9 protein-coding genes are annotated in these 13,328 nt (G+C 36.0%); 8 read left to right on the plus strand and 1 reads right to left on the minus strand.

What is annotated here, in order from left to right:
* The first annotated feature begins 4 nt into the window (after positions 1 to 4).
* The 4 genes from IPJ16_02235 (at position 5) to IPJ16_02250 (ending at position 7,742) form a co-directional block, all read left to right on the plus strand.
* Positions 5 to 2,725, plus strand: a complete 2,721-nt coding sequence (locus tag IPJ16_02235) for a TonB-dependent receptor (GenBank protein ID MBK7626015.1) — start codon at positions 5 to 7, stop codon at positions 2,723 to 2,725.
* Positions 2,726 to 2,753: 28 nt separating this feature from the next.
* On the plus strand, positions 2,754 to 3,986 hold the full coding sequence (locus IPJ16_02240; protein MBK7626016.1) for a DUF4249 domain-containing protein: 1,233 nt from the start codon (positions 2,754 to 2,756) through the stop codon (positions 3,984 to 3,986).
* Between the two features lie 17 nt (positions 3,987 to 4,003).
* Positions 4,004 to 6,163 carry a hypothetical protein gene (locus IPJ16_02245; protein MBK7626017.1) on the plus strand — a complete coding sequence of 720 codons (2,160 nt, stop codon included), beginning with the start codon at positions 4,004 to 4,006 and terminating at the stop codon, positions 6,161 to 6,163.
* Positions 6,164 to 7,250: 1,087 nt separating this feature from the next.
* On the plus strand, positions 7,251 to 7,742 hold the full coding sequence (locus IPJ16_02250) for a hypothetical protein (protein MBK7626018.1): 492 nt from the start codon (positions 7,251 to 7,253) through the stop codon (positions 7,740 to 7,742).
* 198 nt (positions 7,743 to 7,940) lie between these two features.
* Here IPJ16_02250 and IPJ16_02255 read toward each other — a convergent pair whose 3' ends face one another.
* A complete protein-coding gene (locus IPJ16_02255; protein ID MBK7626019.1) occupies positions 7,941 to 8,147 on the minus strand; it encodes a hypothetical protein in 207 nt (68 codons plus the stop codon).
* 855 nt (positions 8,148 to 9,002) lie between these two features.
* Between IPJ16_02255 and IPJ16_02260 the strand changes: the two genes are divergently transcribed.
* The 4 genes from IPJ16_02260 to IPJ16_02275 all read left to right on the plus strand — a co-directional run bounded on the left by IPJ16_02260 (position 9,003) and on the right by IPJ16_02275 (position 13,232).
* Positions 9,003 to 9,353, plus strand: coding sequence for a hypothetical protein (locus IPJ16_02260; protein ID MBK7626020.1), 351 nt, complete (start codon positions 9,003 to 9,005; stop codon positions 9,351 to 9,353).
* A gap of 730 nt (positions 9,354 to 10,083) precedes the next feature.
* Positions 10,084 to 10,728: a hypothetical protein gene (locus tag IPJ16_02265; protein MBK7626021.1), complete on the plus strand. Its 645-nt coding sequence runs from the start codon at positions 10,084 to 10,086 to the stop codon at positions 10,726 to 10,728.
* A 628-nt stretch (positions 10,729 to 11,356) separates the two neighbouring features.
* Complete coding sequence (locus IPJ16_02270) at positions 11,357 to 11,959, plus strand: hypothetical protein (GenBank protein MBK7626022.1); 603 nt, start codon at positions 11,357 to 11,359, stop codon at positions 11,957 to 11,959.
* Between the two features lie 754 nt (positions 11,960 to 12,713).
* A complete protein-coding gene (locus IPJ16_02275) occupies positions 12,714 to 13,232 on the plus strand; it encodes a hypothetical protein (GenBank protein ID MBK7626023.1) in 519 nt (172 codons plus the stop codon).
* Positions 13,233 to 13,328: the final 96 nt, after the last annotated feature.

A 13,328-nucleotide genomic window follows, 5' to 3' on the forward strand; every position in this document is an offset into this window, starting at 1 on the left:
ACATATGCAGCCGAAAAAATTTCTTCTGTATTTTTTCTTAACATTAACCTTAACTCTTTCGGCGCAGGAGAATTATACTATACCCTGGGATTATAAAGGTTTACCTTTTAACGAATTTGTCACAAAGACTGAAAGTCAGTTTAATATCAGATTCCTTTTTAAGGAGGAGTGGGTGAATGAACTGAAGCTGGGTAGTTATCCGGGGTGCAAAAACCTTCCATGCATTTTGACTAATCTGTTCAAAAACACAAACCTCTTTTATTTTATTGATGATTCAGAAAATGTAATAATAACAAAGGGATACTCTGCAGTTAAGTCAAATGATCCTGAACAAACAGGCAATTCTCAAATACTTGCATCAGACAATGCCTATTACAATGAAGGCCAGCAGTTTAAGGCAAATGAAGTTGTGGAAATAGGAAACAGAAGTGAGAGAAACAAACAAGGGAATGTCACAATTACCGGAATCATAACAAATTCTGAAACAGGAAGTAATCTGGCAGGCGTTACGATCTATATAAAAAATCTTGGCATTGGAACAAATTCCAATAAAAATGGTTTTTATTCTTTAACAATGCCACGCGGATTCCACGAAATTCAGTTTTCATTTATTGGTTTAACAGAAAAAAAAGTCAGTATAAATCTATATGGCTCAGGAGAATTAAATGTTGGGTTAGACAATTCTGTGGTTTCGTTGAAGGAAATAATTGTATCTGCTAATAAGAATACCACACTCGATCGCACTGAAGCAGGTGTTGAAAAGATTAATAAATTATTGCCGTCAACAATGGGTGAATCAGATGTTATTAAAAGCATCATCATGCTCCCGGGGGTACAATCGGTTGGAGAAGGCTCTGCCGGATTCAATGTAAGAGGCGGATCGGCAGCTCAGAATCTGATACTGCTTTATGGTGCTCCAATTTATAATTCTTCACATTTTTTTGGATTCTTTTCATCAGTTAACTCTGATATAATAAAAGATGTTACTCTTTACAAAGGAGGTATTCCGGGAAGGTATGGGGGACGGATATCCTCTGTTCTTGATATTGAATCAAAGGAAGGGAATAATAAAGAATTTGCCGGGAGCGTCGGGATAAGCCCAATAACAACACATTTAATGGTTGAAGGACCCTTGATAAAAGATACATTATCATATATTCTTACAGCCCGGTCAACCTATTCAAACTGGATATTTGATCTGATAAAGAATCCTCTGATACACGATAAAAGGGGTTCATTCTATGATATGGATGCGAAAATAACTTATAAACTGAATAAAAACAATAAGTTAGATCTGGCATCATATTTCAGTCTCGACTACTTCCGGTTCAATATGAACACTGTTTATAAATACGACAATAATATTCTGGCTCTTACCTGGCTTCATTTTTATAACAGTAGTCTTTCTTCGTCTGTTTCCTTAAGTAATAGTGCATATAAATATTATATTTTGAATCAGGACATTACAACGGAAGCCTATTCACTGTCACATAAAATCAACAGTACTCATCTCAAAGCAGATTTTAATTTGTTGCTTGGCAGTCACAAATTCAATTCCGGTGTTGATATAATCAAATATGCTGTTCTACCCGGAAAGTATTATCCTGCCGGTGACTCATCGCTCATTCTTCCAAACATGATAGAGAGAGAAAGGGCATATGAAGCTGCATTCTATATCGACGATAAATTCTCTATCACAGATTATTTGTCATTAAATCTGGGAATAAGAATCTCTTCATTCTTTTCATTCGGACCGCAAACTGTTCTCTCATATAACCCAGGTTTCTCAAAAAACAGTTCGAATATTTCTGATACAATTAATTTCATTACAGGCGAGATTACCAGCCAGTATGCTGGTCCTGAATTGCGAGCTTCATTAAACTACAGGATCTCAGATAGGAATTCCTTTAAGATTAATTATAACAGAACCAGACAGTACATTCACCTTTTATCGAATTCTATCTCAATATCACCGACTGACACCTGGAAATTGTCTGACTATTATTTTAAACCGGAAGTAGGAGATCAATATGCAGTCGGATTTTATCAAGTGCTTATGAATAAGCGTATTGAGACTTCAGCTGAATTATATTATAAGGAAATAAAGAATATGGTAGATTTTAAGGGAGGCTCTACACTTGCTATGGTTGGGGATATAGAACAATACATGATAGATGTGGAGGGAAAAGCATATGGTATGGAACTGGCTGTTAAAAAGACAGAAGGAAGGACTCGCTTTAGTGTCAGCTATGCTTATGCCAGGACTTTTATCAGAAGCACAAGCGTATTCAGAGAGGAAAAAATTAACTCAGGAAACTGGTATCCGGCTAATTATGATAAGCCAAACAATCTTATAATTACTTATCAGTATCTTTATTCACGCCGGTTCAGCTTTTCTGCCGACTATACCTATAGTACCGGCAGGCCCATAACATTGCCTATTGCATTTTATCGAGTCAACGATATTCTGATGGTCCAGTATTCAGATCGAAACAAATACAGGATCCCGGACTATTCCAGATTTGATGTTTCCTTAAAAATCAGTGGTAATCTGAGATCGGATAAGATAGCACATCCTAGTCTGACACTCTCAGTTTATAATCTGCTGGGGAAAGAAAATGCATATTCCGTATATTTTCAGAAGGATTACGAGACAATCAGGGGATACAAATTATCGGTATTTGGCAGACCAATCCCTTCAGTTACTTTCAGTTTTGATTTTTAATCGTATGTAAAAAATTTTACAAGCCAGAATGAATAGTATTGTCAAATATATCAGATATATAAGGAAGTCAGGGAGGAATTATCTGCCCGCTAACTCATCAGTGATTAAAATACTTCTATTACTTTTCCTTACTTTGAAAAGCTGTGTTGTACCATACATACCTGAACCACCTGAAAATGACCAGCTATTGGTAGTTGAAGGCCTGATATCTGATCAGCATGGAGTAAATACAATAAAACTATCAAAATCCCGTCCTATATGGACCGGCCAAAATCCTGTACATTTAACAGGATGTAAAGTATGGTTAAGTGATGATCTTGGGCACATTGATAATTTGAAAGAAACAACCATCGGAACTTATATAACAGACTCTTCAAGTTTTAAGGGTATTATAGGACGAAAATATACCTTACATATCAGGACAAATTCTGCCAATGGCAATCGTAATTATGAATCATTCCCAATGGAATTGAAACCTGTACCTGAAATTGACAGTCTCTACTATGAAAAGAAGGCTTTTATTTCAAATCACTTGCCGGTTGAAGGCTGCCAGATATTTTTAGACACCCATGACCCGCAAAATAATAGCCATTTCTACAGATGGGCATATTCTGAAACATGGGAAATCAATCTGCCATTCAATGTTGAAAACAAAGTATGCTGGAGAACGGAGAATTCTGAAGACATATTTCTTAAAAACAGTTCTCTTCTGGCAGAAAACAGGGTTGTTGGATTTCCCATAAAGACAATAGACAACCCTATTGACAGGTTAACCATAAAATACAGTATTCAGGTGAAGCAATATTCACTTAATGAAGATGAATATATTTACTGGGAAGCATTAAAAACTTCATTGGACCAACAAGGTGGCTTGTATGATATAATTCCACCAATAATCCCAAATAATATCTATTGCATTGAGAATCCGGATGAAAAGACATTAGGTTATTTCAGCGTTTCGGCAATATCATTGAAAAGAATATTCATAAATGACAATTTTATAGGTTATGATGAGAGCTGTAATTCCAGTATTAAATTTGGTTTACCAAAATTCGACCAGAATATCAACTCACCTTCGTATGGAAAAGATACTTCAATAGTTGGACTCGATGCAACTGTTTGGGTGGCTGAAGATCATACAGACGAGAATCCCCCATACAGGATTCTTGTAAATACCAGATGGTGCAGTGATTGCACAAAAAAAGGGATTTTTGGTGATTATCGCAATATCAGACCTTCATTCTGGGATGAAGATAATTAGCACTATGAGATAAGACAATGAGAATAGGAAAAATACCGGTTGCTGTATTATTATTGAACATTCTCTTTCTGAATTGTGCTTTCGGACAGTCTCAGTCCGTTATTCCGGAATATATAAGCCAGAAGTTTCAAAGCTACTGTAATTCGGTTATAAGAGAAGAAATATTTATCCATACTGACAAGGAAGAATATATTTCCGGAGAAGATATATGGTTCAATATTTACCTGATAGATCGCAAGAGTTTCAAACCGGCAACATCAGGTAAAATTGCCTATGTTGAAATTCTGAATTATGAAAACAAACCGGTCATTCAAAAACGTTTCATGCTTGAGGGTGGAGTCAGCCCGGGGCACTTAGTCCTGCCAGATACTTTAAGTTCTGGTACATATACTATAATAGCTTATACCAACTGGATGAAAAATTTTCTTCCGTATAATTGTTTTATAAAGGAGATTGAAGTCTATAATGCATTTAATACCAATGTATTTAAAAGAAGTGAAAGGATATTTGAAGAGAAGGAAGCAATTACCGAAACATCTGCCAATTCAGGCCTGAATCTGACAGTTAATAATCGAAAACAGGATAGCCTTGAAATTTTTGTTAATACTGATGAAGAATTTCGAATTGACAATAAAAATCAGATCTTTCTTTTTATCCAGACACATGGAGTAATTAACTATTTCAGAACTGAAAAGATACTCAGTGAAAATACCAGGATAGCTGTTCCTAAAATGTCACTTCTACCCGGAATTAATCAGATAACAATATTTGATTCGGAGGGTCCGGTTTGTGAAAGATATATTTATACTCCCGGAAAGAAAAATCAGGACATTATTCTTCATTCGATTGATAGTTGCATTAAGAGGGATGAAGTAACAATTGATGTTGAGATTGTAAACAATTCTTCACAAAAAACTGATTTAAAAAATCTAAGTGTTTCAGTTTCGCCAGTGTCAAGCAGTATCCCACCAATGGATCTGTATGATTATCTGATCTTTGGTACTGAATTTGGATTTTCTCCACAAAGTATGCTTTATAGGAAAAGGACCACTGAGATTTCTCCCGAAATTTTAGATAGTCTTCTGCTAACTCTGAAAAGCAACTGGATTATTTGGGATTCAATATTTTCAAACAATGAGCCAGCTTTCAAATTTCCTGCTGAATTAGATAATCAATATATCTTCGGAAAACTATTAACCGATAACCTGCAACCAGTGAATGAGTATGAGGTTCTAATTATGTCAGTCCCTGGGAAGGAGGCATTATTTCAATATACCACAACAGACATGAAGGGTGATTTTAACTTCAAAGTTGACATTGGTAACGAGTCCAAAGACTTTATTATTCAGCCTGATTTAAACATTATTAATCAAAAAGTTTACATTGAATCATCCTTTGCAAATCAGTATATATCTGCAAAGGTTTTTATTGATTCATTAAAAGAGAATATTCCTCCTGTTATTTTAAGACAAATCTTAAACTATAGGATAAGGAAAAGTTATGCATCCTCATCAGCAAGGGAACCAATTACACCCAACATCAGACCGGGTAATCAAAAAAGATTTTACGGAACTCCTGATTTTGAGTTGAATATGAAAGATTTCGTCACGCTTGATTCAATGCCGGAAGTATTTTTTGAATTAATTCCACGTGTATCTCTGGAATTAAAAAATTCAGTGTATGAAATTTCGGTAACTGATCCATTAAGGAATAAACTTGAAGGCTCACCAGTTGTAATGCTTGATGGAGTTATTATTAAGGATTTATCAACTATAGTTAATCTCAATCCTGATCTTGTTGAAAAAATTGATGTAGTCTGGGATAGATATCGTGTTGGAGGATACATATTCAATGGAATAATAAATATAATTTCCAAATCAAGTGACTTCAGGTCCGGGTTACTTCCAGATGATGCAATCAGGGTAAGCAACAGGCTATTTGAACCTGTCAGTTATTTTGTTTCACCTGATTATTCAACTGCAGAAATGAAAAATTCACGAATAGCAGATTATAGAAATACTCTTTTCTGGAATCCCTTAGTGAAACCAAATGAAAACGGTATTGCACATATTAAATTTTGGACATCAGATATAAAAGCTGAGTATTTAGTTAATGTAAATGGAATTACTTCAGAAGGTAAAACAATATCAATTAGAACAAATTTTAAAGTCAAGTAATTTTAGTACTAATTAGCAGACCTCCCTGCGTATTCTAAGTCATAACACGAGTAAAAAAATTTAAATAATCCAAACCTTCCCTGCGCTGTCAGGCACATTACGCAAACCTTAAATTCTGAACACAATTTGATTTCAGTTTTTGCGTAAAGAGCCTTCCAGCCCGTCCCTGCCACTCATCCGAGGGGCACTAAATCAGAAGGTTCGTCAGTATGCCAGGACTCATTTTTAAACTTTGCCCAGCAGCTAACTCCATGGTACATGTAATAAGCTTTCCAAACCATGACAATTTAGATAAAAACTCCCAAAACGCTTATTACATATACCAGACCACATAAATCCAATGACTCCAATTTTTTAATAGACAAGATGGATATTTTTACATTATTGACAAGGGACTTTCCGCCATTTGTACAATTTGCAAATCGTGACAAATCCGTTCTTTTTATCGGGATTTTTAATTCGTTTCTATAATGTGACAATACCTGCAAACGTGACAGTTTTAATTTCAGCCCAGCAGCTAACCCGGATGGTAGGCTTAATTGCCTTCGGCAGGCCGGACAATTCCGTAATCAGCCCCAAAGTCATTTAGAGCATGTTTAAAGCCACTTATTGTACTTTCTGTACCTTGACCACTCCTGCTACCGTGATAAGGTCTATGGGCCTGCCGGCTGACGCGCGAGCTGTCAAGTTTTTTGCAGCCACACTATTTAAATCTACCTTGACGTGACAACTCCGTTCCATCTATCGGGACCTGCAAAAAACTCGCCAGCCCCGACACAGACGGCAACTAATCCTAACCACCGAGCCGTTAGCATTCAGGCCCAAAGTCGCCGTGACAATTTACTCATATCGTGACAATTCCGTAACGTAATCAGGGGACCCGAATGCTAACCGAAAAATCAGATTACACTCGGTTTCGGGACTCAAAATGTTTTTTAACTTTGACTGTCGATAAATCCTATAAACAAGCTATTGGGCATAATTCCAACCAATAAATATCTTTGATCAATGACCCAAACTAATTTCATAATAGTCCAAGATTGCACACTATTCCAGATCAAAAAAAGCAATCAGACAATGGATCTATATGTATGATAAATCATTGTCAGAGAATTTTTGTATTGAGTTATATCAGTATGACACAAATAAGTATGTCATTATACCCAAAGAAGATATTGATAATCAGTCATTCAATTTTTTGGTTAATTATTTATACTACCCTGAAAACATAAAGTATAAACCAATAATTAGTGGTTACACTTTTGTGAAAGACACAACGATTTTCCCAAAAGAGAAATTAAACTATGAAATAGAAATTTTTGTTCCCCAAAATGATACAGAGTACGATAATGTATATGCCGTGACTCAATATAATGAAGTGTTTAAAATTGATTTTGGAGGTAAAACGATTAAATCTTCATTAATCAAAAGTTTTGAAAAACCACCATTAGATTTCTCAGTTCTCTCATCACCTCAAATTTTAAAAAAAAGAAGGTTGATCCAAAGAAGGTCGCGCTTAAAGAAAAAGAAAAGATTAAAAGGCGAACAAGTATTATCTCACTCGTTGTTGTACTCTTGATTTTAATAAGTTATGCATTTATCGGGAATTCAAAGAATTTTAGTTTGATGACAGGATTTATCTTTTGGGGAATTTGGGGTTGGTTCGTTTTAGATTATAAAATGCTTCAACATCTATCATTTTTCTCATAGCAGTTGCAATTTCAATTTTTCCGATAATATACAGCTACATATTATTTCAGAAACTTCTTACGTTTGACTATAGATTTATCAAATCAGCATCATATTTGCCAATTTTCCTTTTAACAATCCAATTTCCTTTAAGAAGATTATTCATAAAAATACTCAAGAGAGAACCTGTTGTCGATAAACCTGCTCCATCAATGGCAGATTTTATATACACCATTATACTCTGGATGACATCATTGATATTGCCATTTATAACACTAATATAGTTACGCCCCATAACCCTGACAATATGGGTAAGTTGTTCGTTACAGTTTTAGCTTTTTCTCTTCTACTCAAGACAGATATTTTATGGTTGATACCCCGGACACGCGTATCTGTATACAATTTAATTCATATAAAATGACAGGTTAAAAATTGGCCCGAAATGCTAACCCGGATGGTAGGCTTAATTGCCTTCGGCAGCCCGGACAAATTTTTAATCAACCCAATGTCTATCACCATAAATTTCACCCACTTATAAGTTTTTGGTACCGTGACTAATACTGCTACCGTGACAAAGTCTATGGGCTGCCGGCCCTCGCTCCTGTTGTCATGGTTTTTGCATCACCGTCGTGATAATTTTACCATACCATGACAAATCCTGCTCACTTATCGGGACACCTTCATCTGGACAACTTTATCGTGACATCCAAATCCTGCCCACTTATCGGGACTGTGCAAAAACTCATGCCAACCCCGACACAGACGGCAACTAATCCTAACCACCGAGCCGTTAGGTTGCATGCTCCAAAATCTATCCACCATGTTTTATATATCTTGATAGTTTCTCCTTTCTATTATATCTTGATTCATACTTATCCAAATTTATCGTGACAATTAGATTTCGTCCATTTGCCGGGATTCAGCCGTCTGCCAAATCCTGCTTGACGTGATTGTCCTGCCCATTTATCGGGATCTGGGGATCGCACGCAACCTAACGGCACCCTGAAAAATTTTTCAAATTACAATGATTTGTGTAACCGGACAACTCTTAAATATCATTATTTCAGATTATTCTGTGAATAAAAATATAAGTATAAGTCCTATCTCAAGCTAATTTTTAAATTATTAACTTTATAATAATTTCCAGACAATGAAAACATATATTTTAAAATGTAGCTTTCTGTTCATCCTGCTAATTTTGCCAATAATTGGTTGTGTAAAACATATTAATTCAGACTGTTATAAAGGCAAAGTTGTAAGTCTAAACAATGGGGATGGATGTAATAATATCCTTGAAATTATTGAATGCCCTGAAGCAGGGGGACTATCAATAGGTTCAACAACAACGTTTGATCCCACATTAGCTTTTTCAAAGATAAATAAAGGAGATCTTATTTATTTTAAGATAATACAATATAATAAATGGACCGGGCCAGCAAATGCTGCTTGCTTATGGCCTGAGTTTACAGCACAAATTGAGTTTTGTGACAATAATAAATAGTACAGGACAGACTTATGCCAGCGGGACAGTTTTAATTCTAGCACGTAACCTAACCCGGATGGTATAGGTAATTGCCTTCGCCAGCCCGGACCAATTCATAATCACCCCAATGTCTATCACCGTAATTTACACCCACTTATCAAGTTTTGTATACCGTGACTAATCCTGCTACCGTGACAAAGCCAATGGGGCTGTCGTCCTTCGCGCAGTTGTCATGGTTTTTGCATCACCATCGTGACAATTTTATCATACCGTGACAAACCCTGCTCACTTATCGGGACACACTCATCTGGACCATTTTATCGTGACATCCAAATCCTGCTCATCTATCGGGACTGTGCAAAAACACATGCCAACCCCGACACAGACGGCAACTCCCCATACCACCGAGCCGTTATAGTTAATTGTTGATTTCCTGCACGTTAGAGAGTTTTAAGCAACTAACTATAACCGAAAGCGAGGTTCGTTTATCGAGACAAATCCTGCTCTTTTGACTGGATTTAACATCTTGACAGTTACATCATGACGATTAAATTTGAACCCATCTGCCGGGATTGGTAACTTGGACAATTTCGTTTGGACAGAAAACTTACACCCATCTGCCTGGATTGGTAACTTGGACAAATTTGTCTGGACGGATAATTTAAACCCATCTGCCGGGACTGGGATCCTTGACAAATAAAATTTTCAGTTTTCTAAATAAACAACTAATTGTTTCGTTTTAATTAAATTGAAAACAATTCACACGATATTATTTTTAGTAACTCTGCAATTCGTTGTGGGACAAAACATCACCTTTGCACAGGATTCTCTTCGTGTTCAGACTCAAGTAAAACAAAAATTTAAGGCATACCCGCTTAAAGCAACAATGATGGCTGTCGTTTTCCCCGGACTTGGACAAATTTATAACAAGAAATACTGGAAAGCCCCCCTAGTCTATGCAGGATTCGCAAGCTTAATCTATAGTGTTGGACTCAATTCTGCACAATACAATCAATATTTAAAAGCTCTTCAGGATTTTTCAGATAAAAACCCTCAGACAACTAGTTACCTTAAGCTAGGTAAGCTAAAAACTATAGATCCGAAAACATATGACCCAGTTTTATACCCTGATACTTATAGGCCCTCTCAGAAAGCATACTATGAAGAAGGTATGTTACGTGGTGTTGATGGTTATAAACGTTACCGCGACTTATCATATATAGGTATCGCAGGATGGTATCTATTAACAATCCTGGATGCAAATGTAGATGCAAGTCTCACAAATTTTGATGTTAGTAAAAACCTCGACATTTCTTTTGTCCCAATGCGACAATTACTACCTGATGGATTTACTGGGACTGGTCTTAACATGCAAATATTAGTTTTGTTTTAGTTTTCAAATAAATATCATGATTAGAAATATGCCTTTTGATTCTAAAATTCTAACCATTAAGTATCTGGTGCTGTGACAGTTTTAAAATTACAACTAACTATAACCCGGATGGTTGGGGTAATAAACTTGTCACATTTTTTGCTCGCCACCGTGACAATTTTATCGTGACACAAAACTTATCACTCATCTGCCTAGTTCGTTTCTTCCGGCTCTGGACAAATCCGTATACCGTGACAACTTTATCGTTCGCCGGGACTGGCAAAAAATGCGCCATGGTGGCTTGTCCGCCGGGACTAATCCTGCCTAAAGTACCAGGACACGTAACGGCGGACGGCGCCACCAACGTTTACTACCGCAACCACCGAGCCGTTATGCTTAAGCCTCAGGCCGTTACGGGACAGATTCGTCTTGACTGAAAAGGCCTAAGCATAACGGTTTCGAAGTAAAATTTCAATCTAAAATGACAATTTCTTAATCGCTGAGAGACCGGATACCTTGACAAATTTGTTACCCTGACAAATCCTGCTTACCTATCGGGACTTGGACAAAACTCCCATTAATACTTGTTGGATTGGAACAATTTTTGCTGTTAATAAATTAACAATCATTTCTATAAACCTAGATGGACATGAAAAAAATCACTTTCCTACTATTTCTCATCTGCTTCAGTGCATGTGAAGATTCGAATTATTGTACAGATATAATAAAAGGGAAACCTGATAAAAATCTGATTGCTGAATCTGATTTAAATATTGTCAATTCTCTTTTCAATGCAAATAATTTAAGCTTGGACAATTTTTTGGTTTATCGTCTTCAGAAAGATAATATAGGGTACAATCACGTTAGATGTTACCAATATGTTAATAATCTTCAGGTTTTTAGTGATGAAGTAATTTTTCATTTTAATAGCCAAAATCAATATAACTTCTTGTCTGGAGAAATTATTTCTGAGATTAATTTAAGCCCAGATCCGAAGATGAGCAAGAATGAAGCAGTGGATTTTTTCCTCGAGCTTGTTGATGACGATGGCTTCTATACAAGTAAAAGCTTAAAAAATGAATGTTTCCTATGTGAGATTGGATATTATGACTTAAATGCCGGATCTGGAAATTCAGCACATAATTTTAAACTTGCCTGGAAAATCCATCAGGAGGATTCAGATATTCCATTCGCCTATATAAATGACACTGACAAGACAAAGATTTATTATGACAATGGAGTTAGATATTAATTTCATATTAAGAAAACACACCTAAGCATAACGGTTTCTTGGTTAAATTTCTTCATAAAATGGACAATTTTTTAATCGCAGAGTGACCGTTTACCATGACAAATTTGTATATCAAGACAAATCCTGCTGGATAATTGAGTTTTAATTCCAGGCCTAAGCATAACCCGGATGGTATAGGTAATTGCCTTCGCCAGCCCGGACCAATTCGTAATCACCCCAATGTCTATCACCGTAATTTACACCCACTTATCAAGTTTTGTAAGCCGTGACTAATCCTTCTACTGTGACAAAGCCAATGGGGCTGTCGGCCTTCGCGCCGTTGTCATGGTTTTTGCATCACCATCGTGACAATTTTATCATACCGTGACAAACCCTGCTCACTTATCGGGACACACTCATCTGGACCATTTTATCGTGACATCCAAATCCTGCTCACTTATCGGGACTGTGCAAAAACACATGCCAACCCCGACACAGACGGCAACTCCCCATACCACCGAGCCGTTATGCTTAAGCCTCAGACTGTTCCGTGACAAATTCGACTAGGCCGAAAAGGCCTAAGCATAACGGTTTCGAAGTAAATTTTCGTCATAATATGGACAATTTCTTAATCGCTGACGGACCATAAATCGTGACAAATTTGTTAATCAAGACAAATCCTACTCCCCTATCAGGACAAGGCAAAATCTCGGATTAAAATGCTCCATTGGAACGATTTTTGATGTTAATTTATTAACAAACTAAATCCAGATATATGAAAAGATTAAGTCTAATAATTGGTCTATCAATTTTCTTCTTCATATTCTCTTGCAAAAAATCTGAGAATGATTCTCTATCATCTTTTAAGGCGCTGAAAGATGGAGCTGAATGGATCGCCACATCTAATTATTCTTACTTACATAAAACTGACAATTCTATTTCAATTTATGGAAGAAAGAAAAATTCTAAAAATTACGAAGAGGAGGGTTTATATCTTTCATTCTACATTTCTGACATTTCAGAATTGAATACCATCACTAAATTTTCGTCTTCCTGGAATAAAACTATTGGTGGAGATTTACTTACTGATAGTTATGTAATAGATTCAATTTCAGCCAATTTTATTCAAATAACATCACTTGATACAATAAATAGACAAATTTCTGGGATATTCGAGGTAAAACTTCTCAAAGACAAAAGATTATCTAATGCTGGAGAAATAATGAACTTTACCTCTGGACAGTTTAATCTCAACTATCAGGAAGAATTTCTATATAATTCAAAGTCAAAATAATAGATTTAGACATCCCTTACTTGATTATTATAATACTCCATACTTTAACAGAAACTGTTTATAGTGACAAATCCTGCTAAGAATCAAGTTTTAATT

The sequence above is a fragment of the Bacteroidales bacterium genome, from assembly GCA_016709865.1.
Lineage (GTDB): Bacteria > Bacteroidota > Bacteroidia > Bacteroidales > VadinHA17 > LD21.